At 56.3% G+C, this 18,394-nt stretch carries 18 protein-coding genes; 14 read left to right on the top strand and 4 right to left on the bottom strand.

All coding sequences use genetic code 11. The annotated features are described in order from the left end of the window. The first annotated feature begins 170 nt into the window (after positions 1-170). Complete coding sequence (locus HY272_08765) at positions 171-740, top strand: L,D-transpeptidase (protein ID MBI3772774.1); 570 nt, start codon at positions 171-173, stop codon at positions 738-740. On the opposite strand, the gene HY272_08760 is transcribed toward HY272_08765, so the two are convergent. The 4 genes from HY272_08760 to HY272_08745 form a co-directional block, all read right to left on the bottom strand. Beyond that, positions 715-1,401 (bottom strand): protein-L-isoaspartate(D-aspartate) O-methyltransferase, encoded by a 687-nt coding sequence (locus HY272_08760; GenBank protein MBI3772773.1) that lies wholly within the window; start codon positions 1,399-1,401, stop codon positions 715-717. The genes HY272_08765 and HY272_08760 overlap by 26 nt on opposite strands. A 1-nt stretch (position 1,402) precedes the next feature. After that, positions 1,403-2,668 carry an adenosylhomocysteinase gene (locus HY272_08755; GenBank protein ID MBI3772772.1) on the bottom strand — a complete coding sequence of 422 codons (1,266 nt, stop codon included), beginning with the start codon at positions 2,666-2,668 and terminating at the stop codon, positions 1,403-1,405. Positions 2,669-3,066: 398 nt separating this feature from the next. Next, positions 3,067-4,458, bottom strand: a complete 1,392-nt coding sequence (locus HY272_08750) for a heavy metal sensor histidine kinase (protein ID MBI3772771.1) — start codon at positions 4,456-4,458, stop codon at positions 3,067-3,069. A gap of 7 nt (positions 4,459-4,465) precedes the next feature. Next, positions 4,466-5,149: a heavy metal response regulator transcription factor gene (locus HY272_08745; protein MBI3772770.1), complete on the bottom strand. Its 684-nt coding sequence runs from the start codon at positions 5,147-5,149 to the stop codon at positions 4,466-4,468. Between the two features lie 259 nt (positions 5,150-5,408). On the opposite strand from HY272_08745, the gene HY272_08740 reads away from it, so the two are divergent. From HY272_08740 to HY272_08680, 13 genes are all read left to right on the top strand, one after another. Then, positions 5,409-7,166 carry a copper resistance system multicopper oxidase gene (locus HY272_08740; GenBank protein MBI3772769.1) on the top strand — a complete coding sequence of 586 codons (1,758 nt, stop codon included), beginning with the start codon at positions 5,409-5,411 and terminating at the stop codon, positions 7,164-7,166. Further along, positions 7,163-8,206, top strand: coding sequence for a copper resistance protein B (locus HY272_08735; GenBank protein MBI3772768.1), 1,044 nt, complete (start codon positions 7,163-7,165; stop codon positions 8,204-8,206). The genes HY272_08740 and HY272_08735 overlap by 4 nt, the downstream gene beginning before the upstream one ends. Before the next feature lie 79 nt (positions 8,207-8,285). Beyond that, positions 8,286-8,591, top strand: a complete 306-nt coding sequence (locus tag HY272_08730) for a hypothetical protein (protein ID MBI3772767.1) — start codon at positions 8,286-8,288, stop codon at positions 8,589-8,591. After that, positions 8,588-9,193 (top strand): cytochrome c, encoded by a 606-nt coding sequence (locus HY272_08725; GenBank protein MBI3772766.1) that lies wholly within the window; start codon positions 8,588-8,590, stop codon positions 9,191-9,193. Before HY272_08730 ends, HY272_08725 begins: the two co-directional genes overlap by 4 nt. Before the next feature lie 152 nt (positions 9,194-9,345). Continuing rightward, a complete protein-coding gene (locus HY272_08720; protein MBI3772765.1) occupies positions 9,346-9,786 on the top strand; it encodes a hypothetical protein in 441 nt (146 codons plus the stop codon). A gap of 62 nt (positions 9,787-9,848) precedes the next feature. Continuing rightward, a complete protein-coding gene (locus HY272_08715; protein ID MBI3772764.1) occupies positions 9,849-12,176 on the top strand; it encodes a heavy metal translocating P-type ATPase in 2,328 nt (775 codons plus the stop codon). A gap of 203 nt (positions 12,177-12,379) precedes the next feature. Then, positions 12,380-12,994 (top strand): methyltransferase domain-containing protein, encoded by a 615-nt coding sequence (locus HY272_08710; protein ID MBI3772763.1) that lies wholly within the window; start codon positions 12,380-12,382, stop codon positions 12,992-12,994. A gap of 145 nt (positions 12,995-13,139) precedes the next feature. Further along, a complete protein-coding gene (locus tag HY272_08705) occupies positions 13,140-13,589 on the top strand; it encodes an SRPBCC family protein (GenBank protein ID MBI3772762.1) in 450 nt (149 codons plus the stop codon). Positions 13,590-13,679: 90 nt separating this feature from the next. Beyond that, a complete protein-coding gene (locus HY272_08700) occupies positions 13,680-13,862 on the top strand; it encodes a hypothetical protein (protein ID MBI3772761.1) in 183 nt (60 codons plus the stop codon). Next, the gene (locus HY272_08695; GenBank protein MBI3772760.1) at positions 13,859-14,068 is read left to right on the top strand and encodes a DUF2933 domain-containing protein; all 210 of its coding nucleotides are present in this window, start codon (positions 13,859-13,861) and stop codon (positions 14,066-14,068) included. Before HY272_08700 ends, HY272_08695 begins: the two co-directional genes overlap by 4 nt. Further along, positions 14,061-14,723: an isoprenylcysteine carboxylmethyltransferase family protein gene (locus tag HY272_08690; GenBank protein ID MBI3772759.1), complete on the top strand. Its 663-nt coding sequence runs from the start codon at positions 14,061-14,063 to the stop codon at positions 14,721-14,723. Before HY272_08695 ends, HY272_08690 begins: the two co-directional genes overlap by 8 nt. 123 nt (positions 14,724-14,846) lie before the next feature. Beyond that, complete coding sequence (locus HY272_08685; protein ID MBI3772758.1) at positions 14,847-15,965, top strand: acetate/propionate family kinase; 1,119 nt, start codon at positions 14,847-14,849, stop codon at positions 15,963-15,965. A gap of 4 nt (positions 15,966-15,969) precedes the next feature. Further along, complete coding sequence (locus HY272_08680; protein ID MBI3772757.1) at positions 15,970-18,381, top strand: phosphoketolase family protein; 2,412 nt, start codon at positions 15,970-15,972, stop codon at positions 18,379-18,381. Positions 18,382-18,394: the final 13 nt, after the last annotated feature.

Here is an 18,394-nt window from a genome sequence, read left to right as displayed (position 1 = left end):
GGGTGCACCTGCTTCGGCCTGCTTGAGAATGGCCATGATTTGGCTGTCTGTATATCTTGATTTTTTCATGCAGAATCTCCTTCGCTAAGTCTACGAGAAAATTCTACTTCTGAGCACCGCTATTTTTCGGGGGGATTACCACTTGGCCAACAGTGCAAGGCACTTTCCATGTGGCTATTCTTAAGAAAAACCCAATATGGCTGGTACCAAAATCTATCCAGGAAGAGATGGCCAGGGAAGGCGAGATCGTCAAAAGCAAAGTTCCCCCCGGGCCAGACAACCCCTTGGGTGAGTATTGGATTGGTCTGGATGCGGCGGGTTATGGCATTCACGGTACTATCGCTCCCGCTAGTGTTTACCACTTTCAAAGCCACGGTTGCATACGTCTCCACCACGACGATATCGAACAGCTTTTTCCGCGCGTAAGCGAAGGATTGATTGTCGAGCTCATTTACGTTCCAGTATTAATGGTCGAAGAAAATGGCCATGTTTTCGTTGAGATCAATCCGGATATTTACGGTAAAGCGCTTCCACCTCTCGATGTGGTCCACCAACTCGCGGAGGAAAAGCGAGTAGCCGACAGGATTGATTGGCAGCGGGTCCATGAACTTATCCTAAGACAGGATGGTATAGCCTCGGGCGTTAACCTAGACGAGGCAATAGGTGAGCAAGGAAGTGAAGGTTGCCGCACGTTTATGTTGGAGCCGACGTGCATTAATGCCGAGTGTGGTTCTGTTTAGACGAGATATCTTCTTGTTGTAGCGGTACAAAAGCAACGCCAAGAATATCATTAACATGAACTTCGCCTTGTTCATCTTTTTTGACAAGCATCAGTTCCTGATGGCTATAGGGTAGGCCAACGGGAACAACCAGTCTGCCGCCAGGTTTAAGTTGATCGATGAGTGCTTGAGGAATATGTGTAGCCGCCGCCGTGACAATAATGCCATCATAGGGTGCATGCTCAGGCCAACCGTTATAGCCATTGCCGGTACAGGCTTCAATATTGTCATAGCCCAGCTTTCTGAAATGCTTTATAGCGGCATCACTCAGTTCAGCAATCAGCTCCACCGTATATACTTTCTTACATAGTAATGACAGTACCGCACTCTGATAGCCAGAGCCCGTGCCAATCTCGAGCACGATGTGATCTTTCTCAAGCCGAAGCAGGTCAGTCATTAACGCTACAATATAAGGTTGAGAGATGGTTTGGCCATGACCAATAGGCAGCGGCCCATTGTTAAAGGCCTCTTGTTTTAGGTCATCCGGCACAAATTCATCCCGTGGCACTGTCGCCATCGCCTTCATAACTCTGGGGTCGAGTACACTTTTACCGATGAGTGAGTGCGTATACCTCACTTCATTTTCGATGTCAGCAATCATGTAGCGGATTCCTTTTTTCATATCAGGTACCTTCCCTCCAAGAAGAGAGATACCGAATCTGCTCGTCAGTCAGATGATCAATTTCGATATTCATCGCCGCCAGTTTTAAATGTGCCACTTCCTGATCGATTTTTTTTGGTACATCATGAACACTGATACTCAGTTTGTGGTCGTGGGTTGCCAGATAGACCGCGCACAATACCTGATTCGCGAAACTCATGTCCATAACCGCGGAAGGATGCCCCTCGGCCGCAGCAAGATTTACCAAGCGTCCTTCTGCCAACAGTCGAAGTCGTCGACCATCGGCCATAATATATTCATCCACTGAATCACGCGGCCGTTGTTTGTTAACTGCTAATTTCTCCAGTGCAGGAATGTTTATCTCAACATTAAAATGTCCCGAGTTGGCCAGTACACAACCGTCTTTCATTACCTCAAAATGGATTTCATCCACCACATGCTTGTCACCGGTGGCGGTGATAATAAAATCAGATTGCATGGCGGCGTCGGTGAGTGGCATTACTCGGAATCCATCCATTGCCGCTTCCAGTGCCCGTAAGGGTTCAATCTCGGTGACCACAACGTTAGCGCCGAGACCTTTGGCGCGCATGGCAATGCCACGACCACACCAGCCATAACCGACCACGGTGAAAATTTTGCCGGCAATCAGGATATTGGTGGCGCGAATCACGCCATCCAGCGTACTCTGACCCGTGCCATAGCGGTTATCAAACAAATGCTTGGTCATGGCATCATTCACAGCAATAATTGGGAATTTGAGAGCGCCTTCCCGGGCCATCGCACGCAGGCGGATGACGCCGGTGGTTGTTTCCTCAGTGCCGCCCAGCATGTTAGCGATAAGATCAGCACGCGATTTGTGTATCTCCGATACCAGGTCAGCCCCATCATCCATAGTAACCACGGGTTGGTGATCCAACGCTGCATTAATGTGCTGGTAATACTCGTCAGTCGATTCACCACGGATGGCGAATACCGGGATTTTATAGTGTTCGACCAAGGCCGCAGCCACGTCATCCTGGGTGCTGAGAGGATTACTGGCACATAAAACAACATCTGCGCCCGCAGCCTTAAGCGTACGGGCCAAATTTGCGGTTTCCGTGGTAATGTGCAGACAACCACTGATGCGAATGCCTTGTAAAGGTCGCTGCTTACCAAACCGCTTAGCAAGATCACGCAGTACAGGCATTTCATGCATGGCCCACTCAATACGTTTTTGGCCTCGGTCTGCCAGGATAGGGTCTTTGATGTTGAAACCAATGCCATTCATTGATGTAAGCCTTAAGAGCGGTCCGCAGCGAAAGTGGCGTTTTTTGGGTGTCGTCAAGAAGTACTGCTGTAAGTATAGTCTCTGTCTGATCGCGCAGTGCAAACGCCAGCTTCAGAGGAGAAAGAAGAGATCTGGTGTTCCTGGCAACCTAGAATCAAACCTCGGTGCGGTCTACGAGATCCCTTGGCGAATCTAAGCCACTGCAATACCATGTTTTCTCGGTAATTACGGAATGTGTTGTCCAGCTAAGGCCATTATAAATATAAGATATTGCTAATGTGCACCTAGACGCTAGTTAGCACCGATGCAGGACAGCTAGCGCAGCAGAAATCAGGCAAATCATTTTATATAAGCAACGAATTAGGGGCGTCCATAATTCAACCCAAGATGAAATTGCGTCAATTGTGTAAGGTAATTCGAAATATTGTGTAATCATCGGTTGACTTCACTTCAATTCTGCCGCCATGCGCATCGACTATCGATTTGACGATGGCAAGGCCCAGCCCGGTGCCTTCGCCGCTGCGTTGCCGTGACGGATCGACGCGATAAAATCTGTCGAACAGCCTCGGAATATGTTCGGCCGCAATGACTGTGCCGGGATTTTCGACACTAATATCGATCTCATCGTTATGTCCGGCTTCGAGTTTTACCCATACCGTTTGGCCGGAGGGTGTATGACGAATTGCGTTGGAAAGGAGGTTGCTCAGCGCCCGCCTTAACATCAAACGGTCGCCCGATACTATAGCAGAGCCTTCCAGCGACAGTTTTATATGGCGTTCTTCCGCCCAGACTTCATAATAGTCGAAGAGATCCTGTACTTCCCTGCGTAAATCCACATCAGTAGTGTTGGGCTTGCACAGGCCGTTATCCGCCTTCGCCAGAAACAGCATGTCGCCGATCATCTGCGCCATGCGCTCATACTCTTCGATGTTTGAATAAAGAATTTCCCGGTATTCCTCAATGCTGCGTGCCTGGGAAAGAACCACCTGTGTCTGCGTCATCAAGCTGGTCACGGGGGTGCGCAGTTCGTGGGCGATATCGGCGGAAAAGTTTGAGAGCCGTTGAAAGGCTTCTTCCACACGCTCAAGCATCTCGTTAAAGGAGACCGCAAGATCGGCGAGTTCCGCAGGCACGGTTTCGGAGGAGAGGCGGGTTTTCAATTCGTTGGCGCTGATCTGCCGGATCTGATTAACGATGTGCCGCAAGGGCGCATGTCCCTGCCGCACCGCGATCCATCCCATGAGGCTTGTGATGACGATACCGCACACAATCATCAGCCACAAAGTGTGACGAAAACTGTCCAGGAAATGGAGGTGGTAATCGATCGGCACGGCCACCGCTAGTGTGAATGGTCCGCCTGCCACGACGGTATCTTCACCCAAGCGCTGAATCAGTACTCGGTAGGTGTTGTGACCATCATTCCACTGCTGCACGGCTTCGACACCATTAATGTTGTTGGCCACTGTAGCAACGAATGTAGACAGATCAGGTTCAGCGCTGGCAAAGATCGCGTGTTGGTTTTGTCCTGCAATATACAATGAAGCGCCGTGATGCCCGACGAGGATGTCATCGAACCTTCGCGCTAGACGTGCAAGTTCGTCTTCGGATCGAACGCTGGACATTGCGCGATGTACGGCCTGGACAATGACTTTAAGTTCACTGACATCTTCTGACTTGAAATGCATTTCGATCGAACGGCCGATAATCCAACCGAATCCGGTGAAGACGATGGCCGCAGCGATGCCATAAAACAGGGTTAACCGCAGGGCAAGGGACAGAGGGCGACGCATCAGCTGTTCAGGTCTCGCTGGAGACATCGAGCATGTAGCCCATGCCGCGCACGGTGTGGATGAGTTTAAGTTCGAATTTATCATCGATTTTCGCGCGCAGACGGCGGATAGCGACATCGATGACATTGGTGTCGCTGTCGAAATTCATGTCCCAGACCTGGGAGGCGATGAGCGAGCGTGGTAGTACCTCGGCGCGGCGGCGTATCAACAATTCCAGTAACGCGAACTCCTTGGCGGTTAATGGAATACGTTGTCCGCCACGCGTCGCTCGGCGCCGAAGCAGGTCGAGTTCGAGATCGGCGATCTTGAGTGTTGTCTCGGCTGCCGACCCGATACCGCGCCGCAGCAGAGTGCGGACTCGTGCCAACAGTTCGGCAAAGGCAAAGGGTTTGACCAGATAATCGTCAGCGCCGAGTTCCAGGCCCTTGACCCGATCGTCCACGTTGTCACGTGCTGTGAGAAACAACACAGGGACATTGTTTCCCGCCTCGCGCAATGATTGCAGAATGCGCCAGCCGTCGATATCCGGCAGCATCACATCGAGAATGATAACGTCGTTGTCCCCGGTCATGGCGAGGTGGTGCCCATCCAGGCCGTTGCGGGCGAGATCTGCCACGAAACCGGCCTCGGTGAGGCCCTGCTTGAGGTAGTCGCCAATCTTGTTTTCGTCTTCAACGATCAGAATCTTCATCGGAAATCCACTTAATTAAGGTGAAACGAGGTTCGGACACAATAGTGCTCGCCGGACATCAGCTTAACCGGGGCCAGTTGCCGTCAAGATGACAAACTCATTACAAAATTGTAATGGCCATGTCATTCCCGGGAAAGGGGGGAGAGGCTATCTTTGGTCTCATCAAGGCTTCATAGTGTGGCAGAAGAGCCCCACGTCGAACATTCGAGTGCTCGCGAGAGGATAGACCGAGATGAAACGTACTTCACCACCGTCCCTTATGTTACCTGATCTGCCGCGCCGCCGATTCATTCAAGGGCTGGCCGCTGGTGGTGTTCTGCTGGGGATGTCGCCTTTGCTGAAACCGGCTTGGGCGCAGGAGCGCGCAACGGCCAATACAAACACCGGAACAGCACCGGTACTCATCGGTACCGAGTTCGATCTGATAGTCGAGGAAACGGCGGTTAATTTTACCGGCACGCCGCGGATGGCCACGGTCGTCAATGGCTCGCTCCCGGCGCCGACCCTGCGTTGGCGCGAAGGAGACACCGTCACCCTGCGTGTCACCAATCGACTGAATGAACCCACCGCCATTCACTGGCACGGCATCATCCTGCCGTATGAGATGGACGGCGTGCCTGGCATCAGTTTTCATGGCATCGCGCCGGGCGAGACGTTCACTTATCGTTTCAAGGTGCAGCAGACGGGGACGTATTGGTATCACGCCCATACGCTCCATGAACAGACGGGGCTTTACGGCGCGATCATTATTGACCCGGCTCACGGTGATTCGATCAAGTCCGATCGCGATTATGTGGTGCAACTCTCCGATTGGACTGATGAAGATCCGCTGGCGATGTTCAAGAAGCTAAAGAAGCGCGGAGACTATTACAACTTCCATCAACCGACGGCTTCTGATTTCTTTCATGACGTGTCGGCCATGGGACTGACTGCTGCTCTCAACAAGCGTCAGATGTGGAATCAGATGCGCATGAATCCCACCGATCTGACGGATATCTCGGGTTACACCTACACCTATCTCATGAACGGCACCACGCCCGCAGGCAACTGGAGCGGGTTATTCAAACCTGGCGAACGGATACGTTTACGTTTCATCAACGCCGGTACGGCGACTTTCTTTGACGTGCGTATTCCAGGACTGGCGTTGACCGTGATACTGGCCGATGGCCAAAACGTCGAGCCGGTGACGGTGGATGAGTTCCGCATCGGTCCGGGAGAAACTTATGATGTGCTGGTGTCAGCCAAAGATGAAGCCTACACCATTTTCGCACAGGGGATGGATCGCAGCGGTTACGCCCGCGGCACACTCGCACCGCGCCTCGGCATGACGGCAGACGTTCCCGTCATGGACAAACCCGAATGGCTGACCATGACCGACATGATGGGCGCCGTGCACGATGCACAAGTGCCGCGGGAGCCAGGGATGGCGGGAGCGGCCGACATGGGTGTAATGGATCATAGCGCTCATGGCAGCATGGCAATGAATAATTCGACTGTGCGTGTACGTCACGCCAGCACCGAATTCGGCCCCAGTGTCGACATGCGTGTTGATACACCGCGCACCAATCTCGATGATCCCGGTGTTGGTCTGCGCAACAATGGCCGCCGTGTATTGACCTATGCCGATCTGCATACGATGGGTGGTCCGCTGGACCAGCGTGAACCCGGCCGCGAGATTGAACTCCATCTCACCGGCAACATGGAACGCTACGCCTGGTCCATCGATGGTCTTGAGTTCGGCAAATCAAAGCCCATTCATTTTCGTCATGGCGAGCGCCTGCGCGTGATTCTGCACAACGACACGATGATGACGCATCCCATGCATCTCCATGGCATGTGGAGCGAGCTGGAAAATACACAGGGAAAATTTCTCGTCCGCAAGCACACCTTTAATGTGCAACCGGCGCAGCGCATCAGTTTTCTTGTCACTGCCGATGCGCCCGGCCACTGGGCCTGGCATTGCCATTTGCTGTATCACATGGCGGCGGGGATGTTACGGCAAGTGGTGGTGGCATGAGAATGAAGGAAATAACAATGAACAACAAAGGTCCGTGGCTCGCCGCTGCGATGATGATCGTCAATCTTTCACCCGCATGGGCGCAGGGCGATGTGCACGACGCACAAGTGTCGCGAGAGCCAGGGATGGCGGGAGCGACTGATGCGCACAGCGAACACACGTCACCATCCACCACGGCTACGGAACAGATGAACCATGATGACATATCCGGTATGGAAGAGATGGATATGGAAGACATGGACATGACTCACGAGGTGGGTACGGCCCAGAATAGGGGTGCAATGTCCGGGATGAACCACGATGGACACGGCGCGATGCCGGATGAAGCGCCATTGTCTGGTCTGCGCGATCCCCATGCTTACGCGGACGGTTACGACTTCAACCAATTCCCGATGCGGCACGAAGAGATGGCGCTCAAGTTCGGTTTACTGCTTGTCGACCGACTGGAGGCCGTGCGTACCGACAACAACACATCCGCCACCTATGATCTGACGGCGTGGTACGGCGGTAATTTCGACCGCGCTGTGCTCAAAGCCGAGGGTGATGTCGACAACGGTAAATTGCAAGATGGGCGCACGGAAGTGTTGTGGGGGCACGCGGTTACCCCGTTTTGGGATACGCAACTCGGTTTGCGCTATGACAATGGTGTGGCCCCCGATCGCGGCTGGCTGGCGTTCGGCATCCAGGGACTGGCACCCTACTGGTTCGAGGTAAACGCCACTGCGTATGTCGGTGACAAAGGCCGTACCGCATTACGGTTAGACGGTGAATATGATCTGCTGCTGACGCAAAAACTGATCCTGCAACCACGCCTTGAGGCTGATTTCTACGGTAAGCGCGATGCTGAACGTACGCTAGGTTCCGGTTTGTCCGATTTAACAGCCGGCATCCGGTTGCGCTACGAAATCCGGCGTGAATTTGTGCCTTATATCGGCGTTGAATGGGCAAGCAAACATGGTGGCACCGCCGATTACGCGCGTGTTGCGGGACAGGAAACGGCGGAGGCAAGGGCCGTCGCTGGGGTTCGATTCTGGTTTTGATATTTCAAAGGTGTATTAACAATCGTTTTTAGTACGCAATGCAGTCTCACATTCTAATGTTTAACCAAGGAGTATCAATATGAGAGCTTATATCCGTCTTTTGACTAATGGAACACTGTTGGCCACAACGCTGTATGCCCTGCCAAGCCTTGCGCACGATCCGAAGGAACACGAAGCACCATCGGCCAAGCCCGACTGTGCTTCGATGAAAAACATGGATTCATCGAAGATGGATATGCATGATCCGGTCATGATGGCGTTACGCAAAAAATGCATGAACGATATGGCCCATGCCGAACAAGGCGCACATGACAAGCCTGGGGCGAAGGCCGGAGAAACTAAAAATTCTCAGCATCAAGATACCCATAATGAGAATCACAAATGAGTACGACTCAAGAGCAGCGCGGCGCCGATGCCGCCACCAATAAATGCGTCAAGGTGGCACTGGTATTAGCCGTGCTTGCCTTGGGTGGTGTGATTGGCTTTGTCTACGCAGGCTGGTATCCGGTTGGCGCCGATGTGCCTCATACCAAGCCGGTATATTGGGTATTGGAAACGCTGCGCGAACGCTCTATCGCCAGTGCCGCGCGTGATATCGGTGTTCCGCCTCTGGATAATCCCGACATGTTGCTCCAGGGTGGTCAGGACTATAATGATATGTGCACGGGGTGTCATCTTAAACCCGGCAAGACTCGTAGCGACATGAGTATTGGTCTTTATCCGTCACCTCCCAATCTGGCGAAGCCGAGCGCAACGCACGAACATGGTGACAGCACGGAGGCGGCGCGCCGGCAGTTCTGGATCATCAAGCACGGCATCAAGGCCTCGGGTATGCCCGCCTGGGGGCACGGCCACGATGATCAGCGTATTTGGGCGATGGTTGCTTTCCTGCAAAAACTGCCTAGTCTTACACCGGAGCAATATCAGATTCTTACGGCGCGAGATGAGGCGGGTGCGGAGGACGAAAAATCATCGCATGGGCATTAAGGGAGCCTCTAAAAATTGTGTTGGGCAGGGCAACATATCCGTGGCTCCCGGAAATCAGGTCAAGGGGCATGATGTTAGTAATGCGAATGCGGAACAACAGGATCATCATGATGATGGTCACACTCATAGTCACTAACCCAAGGAGAAGTGCCATGAAAAGATTAGCGCAACTGACGGCAATCATGTTTTTGTTCGGCCAGCCCTATGTACACGCAGATAATCGCCATCATCCACAGCCGGGACAAGCGGCGGCGAGTACATCCGCAACCCCATCTTCGCAGGGCATGGGAATGATGGACATGGATCGGATGCAAGAGATGCGCAAGACAATGGAGCGCATACAGCAAAGTAAGGATCCCGCCGAGCGGCAACGTCTGATGCAGGAACACATGAATGAGATGCACAAAATGATGGGTGACATGCACGGCATGATGGGCAAAGGAATGGACGGAGAGATGATGGGAAAACGCATGGACATGATGCAAGGCATGATGGAGCAAATGATGGAACACATGATGGCCGCAGAAGGTGCGAAACAATCGCGAGGTAAGGAAGAAGGCGCTGCCGACGAGCGTGACCATCAGAGGAAGTGAGGTCTGACGGCCTGCTCCCCAAAGGGGGGCGGGCCACTCTGCCATAAAAAAAGGAGAGTGCCATGGCGGTGGTGAGAGATCCTGTCTGCGGTATGGAAGTGGAACCCAAGCAAGCGGCGGCCAGCGCGGAATATCGCAGCACGACTTATTATTTTTGCTCAGCGGGTTGCCATGCGAAGTTTCAGGCGCATCCTGAACAGTATGTAACAGTGGCTGTTACCACGCCGGTGTCGCCGGTGCAAATGAGCAGTGGCATTCCCGCAGCCAAGTCCGCCAAGGAGCTTGCCAAAGATCCCATCTGCGGCATGATGGTGGAGAAGGCCGCCGCACTCAAGACCGAGCGCGGTGGCCGCAGTTATTATTTTTGCAGTCCCGCCTGTCAGCGTACCTTCGAGTCGCCGGAGCAGGAATTGAAATCCATGCGTACGCGTGTGACCATCGCGCTGACGGGTGTGCTGGCGCTCGCTATTCTGCGCGCGGGCACGTTTCTGTTTCTGGCCGCGGGCGCAACCATCGTCAGCTGGGCGCCGATCCCGCAACTGCCGTGGTTCACTTGGGGCATGTGGTTATTCATCCTGGTGACGCCGGTGCAGTTCATCGGCGGCTGGAGTTTCTACAAGGGCGCGTGGTCCGCGATCAAGACACGCAGCATCAACATGGATTTCCTCATCGCGCTCGGGACATCGGTGGCTTATTTCTACAGCGTCGCGGTGATTTTCTTTCCTGAAGTATTGCCGGTGAAGGTGGAAGAGCGTGATGTCTACTTCGAAGTCTCCGCCGTCATCATCGCCTTTGTGCTGCTCGGAAAGTACATGGAGGAGCTGATCAAAAAACGCTCCTCGGCGGCGGTCCGCAAACTTATGGATTTGAAACCGGCGACCGCACATGTTGTGCGTAATGCTGCGGAGATGGAGGTGCCGGCAGAGAGCGTGATGGTGGACGAGACCGTTATCGTCAAACCCGGCGAGAAGATTCCCACTGATGGTGTGGTGCTGGAGGGTTCATCCAGTGTCGACGAGTCGATGCTCACCGGCGAATCCATGCCGGTGGAGAAGCGCGTGGACTCGGCGGTGATCGGCGGCACACTCAATCGCACCGGGTTGTTTCGTTTCAAGGCTACGCGCGTTGGTAGCGAGACTGCGCTCGCCCAGATCATCAAGCTGGTGGAAGAGGCGCAGGCATCGAGCGCACCGATTCAACGCCTCGCCGATCAGGTGACGCGCTACTTTGTGCCCGCCGTGGTGGCGACGGCATTCGCCGCTTTTTTTGGCTGGTGGGCCGTTGGCAATTTTCCGCAGGGCCTGCTCGCCTTCATCGCCGTGCTCATCATCGCCTGTCCATGTGCACTCGGCATTGCTACACCTGCCGCGCTGATGGTAGGTGTGGGGAAAGGGGCAGAGGCGGGCATTCTTATTCGTGGCGCTGAGGTACTGGAACGCGCACGCAGTCTCACCACGGTAGTGTTCGACAAGACCGGTACACTGACGCGTGGTGAGCCGAATGTGACTGACATCGTAATGCTTGCCGATCTGGCCGAGACTGAAGTGCTGCGGCTGGCGGCGGCGGTCGAAGCAGGTTCCGAACATCCATTGGGCGAGGCCGTCGTGCGCGCGGCCAAGCATCGCAATCTCGACTTGCCGAAGGTGAAAAATTTCGAAGCGATTCCCGGGCATGGCATCAAGGCACAGGTGGAGGAATGGACTGTGCAGCTCGGCAACCGTCGTTTATTCGCGCGTGATGGCATAGACACTGCGGCAACAGAAGAAACCATGATGCGCCTCGAACACGAAGGCAAAACGGCGATGCTGATCGGCGCCAACGGCAGACTCGTTGGCATCGTTGCTGTCGCTGACACGCTCAAGCCCGAGGCCAAGGAAGCAATTGCCATGCTCAAACAGGAAGGCATCGCGCCGATCATGCTCACCGGCGACAATCAACGCACGGCGCAGGCTATCGCGCGCGAACTCGGGATCGAAAATGTTATCGCCGAGGTGCTGCCCGCCGACAAAGCACGCGTCGTTCAAGACTTGCAGAAACAGGGCAAGGTGGTGGCGATGGTAGGCGACGGCGTGAACGATGCCCCTGCGCTCGCCGCCGCCGACATCGGTATCGCCATCGGTTCCGGCTCCGATGTGGCTAAAGAAACCGGCGGTATTATCCTGGTCAAAAATGACGTGCGGGATGTCGTGGCGAGTATTCGGCTTTCACGCATGACGTTGCGCAAGATAAAACAGAATCTGTTCTGGGCCTTCATTTACAACAGCATCGGCATCCCGGTAGCGGCGTTGGGATTTCTCAATCCTGTTATCGCCGCCGCGGCGATGGCGCTGAGTTCGCTGTCGGTGATTGTCAATTCAGCCACGCTCAAACGGGCGAGGTTGACGTCATGAGCCACATCGCCGGTAAGCTGTGCGCGATCGGCATGGTGTTGTTTGCCGTCATTGTGCTGCGTGTGTGGGGCGTTACGCCATTGACGCTACTGCTGGCGGTTATTGCCTTGTCCTGTCCTGCCGTGATGCTTTACGGTTGGTGGTTGTCGCGGCGGGCTTTGTCATCACTAGATGAACCTGCCGTCCACACTCATGGTGTGACCATGAATTATGCCGCACCGGTTTATGATTTTTACTGTCCACTGTTGGGGTTGGGCGCGGAGTTCCGCCGCGAGACTTTGCATCATGCGGCGCTTGTACCGGGCGAGCATGTGCTCGATGTCGGTTGCGGTACCGGCGTGTTGACGCGCCTGGCGGCACAGCAGGTGGGAGCTGGCGGTGCAGTGGTCGGGATAGATCCCTCACCGGCCATGCTGCAAGTTGCGCGTCGTAATGCCATTGCGGAGGCGAGCCGTGCCGTCTTCAAGGTCGCCGCCATTGAAGCGTTGCCGTTTGCGGCTGCGTCGTTCGATCTCGTGCTCTCCAGTTTTATGGTGCATCACCTCCCACCCGCAGTGAAGCGCGCGGGCCTCGCCGATGTCTACCGCGTGCTCAAGCCCGGCGGGCGGTTACTGGTGGTGGACATCGACCGGCCAGTGAATCCGCTCTGGTGGCTGTTGTGCTGGCCACTGCTGTTCATGCCCTTCACCGCACCCAATCTGCGTGGTGAGGTGCCCCGCTATCTGCGCGCGGCTGGGTTCGCGCCGGTGGAGGTGCGGGCGCGCAAAGGCGGATTGTTGAGTTTCTGGGTGGCCGTGAAACCACCGGCCGTGCCGTGATGCATTCACCAATAAAACAGGTTGTGTGCTGCGCAGAGCCTGCCCCGCGAAGCGCTTTGGGCACGCTTGGTGGGCACAAACAACGTGCCCACCCTACATCTACTGGAAACGTTTGAAACGGCGAAATGATCTGGTGTGCCGACATATGAAACCAACCATGCATACCATCAGCAAGACAGTTGTCATCCATGCCTCTCCCGAGGATGTGTACGATCTCATTGCACGGGTGGAGGATTTCGTCCTTTATTCGAGCATGATTAGAGAGATTCGGCGCACCGGCCCTGACAGCTATCACTGGCGCGTACAACTTGCAGGTATTCCCCTGGAATGGAATGCCTTGGTAACGGAACGCGACCGGCCACGACGGTTTGCCTGGCGCGCCATCACGGGTGTGTCCAATGACGGTTCCTATACGCTGACACAGGTGGATGGTGACACACGAGTCTCTCTTGTCATGCAATACGCGCTGCCGAAGCATTTGGTGGAGCGGGTGCTGATGCATATCCTTGATCCTTTGGTACGGGATATGGAAACAGATATTCTGGAAGCGATCAGGCGGAAGTTGGAACAAAAGCAGGTTTCGTTGAGTTTCTGAGTGGCGGCAAAATCACCGGAAGCTGGAAGCAATTTGTGAAATCGAGTATTGCTTTTGAGCAGGATATTTATTGTTAAGGAGGTCTACAAGATGTCTGAATTGATGATTGTGATGATTGTGATGATGGTGGTAATGTTCGTCGCCATTTTCGGTCCTGGTCATCATAAAGGTATGGTGGATGGTCGTGCGGAGACCGCAATTAACACGCCTGAACAGGCGAAAAGGACCATGCCAGACAAAGCGGAGACAAAAAACTTGGAGGTAAAACCATGACACACGAACATCGGCAACCGCCACAACGACAAGGAACGTTGCTCAGTTGGGTCTTCGGTGGCTTTCTCGCCATCGCCGCCTTTTTTCTCCTGAGCGAGCATCGTGCCCATGCGCTGGGTGCGCTGCCTTTTCTGCTGTTGCTCGCCTGTCCACTGATGCATATCTTTATGCATCGCGGTCATGGTGGGGAGCACAAGCATGACTGACACCGCACCCGCTTACGGTCTGTGGTCACTGGTGATCATCAACTCGCTGGTGTTCATCATCTTTGCCTTCAGTTTCTTCAAGCCGCAGACGAAACGCGATTGGCGATCCTTCAGCGCGTTTTCCGCCTTTCTCGTCGCGCTGTTCACCGAGATGTACGGTTTTCCGCTGACCATTTATTTCCTTTCAGGTTGGCTACAGAGCAATTATCCCGAAGTCAACTGGTTGTCACACGACGCCGGTCATCTGCTGGAGATGTTGTTCGGTTGGCGCGCCAATCCGCACTGGGGGCCGTTTCATGTCGCCAGTATGCTGTTTATCGGCGGTGGTTTCTGGTTATTGGCGTCGGCGTGGAAGGTATTGTACGCGGCGCAGCAGACACGCACGCTAGCAACCTCGGGTCCGTACGCCAAGATACGTCATCCGCAATATGTGGCATTCATCATGATCATGTTCGGTTTTCTGCTGCAATGGCCGACGATCCTGACGCTGCTCATGTTTCCGGTGCTGGTCTACATGTATGTGCGATTGGGGCGGCGGGAGGAGCAGGAGGTGGCGGCCGAGGTTGGCGAGGCATATGCGCGTTACGCCATGGTAACACCGGCGTTTTTTCCACATATGCGCAAGCTGTGGCCCAATTTGGGTAGCAAGGGATGATGCGATGTTCAGGAGCTATCCATTAGCAAGTCCGCGCAATTTAGCCGGAACCATTTTGGGAGCGGATCTGGTGCCGAGGAGACCGGTATGGGCAGCGCATCAGCACGCGGCGGGGGAAGGGCGATGAGGTTGCTCGCGGTCAATACCGGGAGTTCTTCGGTGCGGCTCACGCTCTACACCCACGACGGTGGATCGCTGCGGCAGCTTGCCGCCGCTAGCTATCCGGGTGAGGCGCAGATCGAAGATACCCTGCGCGAGTTTCTGCGCGCGGGACCAGTGAATGCCGTGGCGCATCGCGTGGTGCATGGTGGCGCTCATCTTGGCGCGCCGTGCGTGATCGACGCGGCTGTGGAGGCGGAGATCGGCCATCTTGCCGCACTCGCGCCGCTGCATCATCCGCGTGCGCTTGCCTGGATCCGCGCCTGCCGTGCGGTACTCGGCACGGATATTGCGCAGGTCGCGGTGTTCGATACGGGCTTTTATGCGGATTTGCCCGAGGTGGCGCGCAGCTATGCGTTGCCGCGCCAGTTGGTGCAACGGTTCGGACTGCGCCGTTATGGTTTTCACGGTATCGCGCACCAGGCACTGTGGCGGCGCTGGCGCGCACTGCGCCCGGATGTAGCCGAGGGAGGACGCGTCATCTCGTTACAGCTTGGTGCTGGTTGTTCGATGACGGCAATCGAGCGCGGTGCACCACGCGATACCTCCATGGGCTTTTCGCCACTTGAAGGTTTGGTCATGGCGACGCGTGCCGGTGACCTTGACCCGGGGTTGCTGCTTTATCTGCTGCGTGAGGCCGGGATGACGGTGGCTGCGCTTGACCAGCTGTTGAGCCGGGACTCGGGACTGCTGGGGATGTCGGAGACCAGCGCTGATATGCGCACGTTGCTCCTCGCCGATACGGCCGAGGCACGCCTTGCCATCGAATTCTATTGCTATCGCGCCCGCAAATATTTGGGCGCCTATCTCGCGGTGCTCGGCGGCGCCGACGTCATCCTGTTTGGCGGCGGGGTGGGCGAGCATGCGGCAGCGGTGCGCGAAAAGATCCTGGCCGGTCTGGAATGGGCCGGTATCCGTCTCGACGTTGCGGCGAACCAGGCGGCGAATGGCGGCGAACATTGCATCAGCGCGGCGGACAGCCGTATGGCGGTATGGGTGATTCCGGTGGACGAGGCCGGGGTTCTGGTTGAAGCGGCGCTCGCTGTCATGGCGGGCGCAGCGGCAAGCCGTATGGGAGGGTGAGATGATGAAGCAGATAGCGATCGGGCATGAAGATGTACCGGCAGACGCGCTCTCCGTCGAGGAGCTGCGCGGAATGGATGCCTATTGGCGTGCGGCGAACTATCTCTCCGTTGGCCAGATTTATTTGCTCGACAACCCGCTGCTCAGGCAGCCGCTGACGCTCGAGCATGTGAAACCGCGATTGTTGGGACACTGGGGCACCACGCCCGGGCTCAATTTCCTCTACGTGCACCTGAATCGCATCATTAATACGTATGATCTCAGTGTGCTCTACGTCGCTGGCCCCGGTCACGGCGGGCCGGCGCTGGTCGCCAACACCTGGCTCGAGGGCAGTTACAGCGAGTTCTACCCGAACGTCGGGCGCGATGCCGCGGGCATGCAACAGCTGTTCCGCCAGTTCTCGTTCCCCGGCGGCGTCGGCAGCCACGTCACCGCCGAAACCCCGGGTTCGATCCACGAAGGCGGCGAGCTCGGCTACGCCCTGTCGCACGCCTACGGCGCTGCCTTCGACAACCCGGAGCTGATCGTCGCGTGTGTTGTGGGCGACGGCGAGGCCGAGACCGGGCCGCTGGCCGCTGCCTGGCATTCAAACAAGTTTCTGAACCCGGCGAGCGACGGCGCGGTGCTGCCGATCCTGCATCTCAACGGCTACAAGATCGCCAACCCCACGGTGCTGGCGCGCATCCCGCGCGCCGAGCTCGAAAGTCTCTTCATCGGCTACGGTTACCGGCCGTACTTCGTCGAGGGAGATGAGCCCGAGATCATGCACCAGCAGATGGCGGCGACGCTCGATGCCGTGATCGGCGAGATCAAATCAATACAACAGAAGGCGCGCGTGAACGGCGTGGGTGCCCGCCCACGCTGGCCGATGATTATTCTCAAGACGCCCAAGGGTTGGACCGGTCCGAAGGAAGTAGACGGCCAGAAGACCGAGGGCAGCTGGCGTTCGCACCAGGTGCCGTTCGGCGAACTGGCAGAGAAGCCCACGCACCTGAAACTCCTCGAACAGTGGTTGCGCAACTACCGGCCCGAGGAGCTGTTCGATGCGTGCGGTGCGCTCAAGCCCGAACTCGCGGCGCTCGCGCCCAAAGGAACGCGCCGCATGGGCGCCAACCCGCACGCCAATGGCGGTCAACTGCTCAGGGACTTGCGACTGCCTGATGTTCGCGACTACGCTGTGGCGGTGCCGCATCCCGGTGCGGCAAGCGCGGAGGCGACGCGCATCCTGGGCGGTTTTCTGCGCGACGTGATGCAGCTCAATACCGACTCACGCAACTTCCGCGTGGTCGGCCCGGACGAGACTGCCTCCAACCGTCTCGGGGCGTTGTTCGAGGTGACCGGGCGCGCATGGGTAGCGGAGCGTCTGCCTGGAGACGATCATCTCGCCCCCGACGGGCGCGTCATGGAAATCCTTTCCGAGCACACCTGCCAGGGCTGGCTCGAGGGCTATCTGCTCACCGGCCGGCACGGGTTGTTCTCGTGCTACGAGGCGTTCATCCACATCGTGGATTCGATGTTCAACCAGCACGCCAAGTGGCTGAAGGTGAGCAAGGAGATCCCGTGGCGGCGGCCGATCGCCTCGCTCAATTATCTGCTTACCTCGCACGTCTGGCGTCAGGACCACAACGGTTTCTCGCATCAGGACCCAGGCTTCATCGACCACGTCGTGAACAAGAAGGCCGACATCATCCGCGTGTACCTGCCGCCCGACGCCAACACGCTGCTCTGTGTCACCGATTGTTGCCTGCGTTCCCGTCATCTGGTGAACGTCATCGTCGCCGGCAAAAACGACCAGCCGCAGTGGCTCGCCATGGACGCCGCCATCAAGCACTGCGCGGCCGGCATCGGCATCTTTGCATGGGCGAGCAGCGACGCCGGCGGTGAACCGGACGTGGTCATGGCCTGTGCCGGCGATGTGCCGACGCTCGAAACATTGGCGGCGGTCGACCTGCTGCGCCGGCAGCTTCCCGATCTCAAGGTGCGCGTGGTGAACATCGTGGACCTGATGACGCTCCAGCCCCGGGAGGAGCACCCGCACGGCCTTGCGGACCGCGACTTCGACGCACTCTTCACCACCAATAAGCCGATCATCTTCGCCTATCACGGCTACCCGTGGCTCATTCACCGGCTCACCTACCGCCGCACCAATCACAAGAACCTGCACGTGCGCGGCTACAAGGAAGAAGGCACGACCACGACGCCGTTCGATATGGCGGTGCGCAACGACCTTGACCGCTTCCATCTCGTGGCCGACGTGATCGACCGCGTGCCGAAACTCGGCGACAAGGCCGCCTACTTGAAGCAGCAGATGCGCGACAAGCGCATCGAGCACCGCCAATACATCGAGCGCCACGGCCAGGACCTGCCGGAGATACTGGGATGGAAGTGGCCCCCTGTACCGGTGATACCCGCGTGAATGCGGCCTGAGG

It is taken from the genome of Gammaproteobacteria bacterium (genome assembly GCA_016200485.1).
Taxonomy (GTDB): domain Bacteria; phylum Pseudomonadota; class Gammaproteobacteria; order Tenderiales; family Tenderiaceae; genus JACQEP01.
This window is presented reverse-complemented; position numbering and strand designations above follow the sequence as displayed.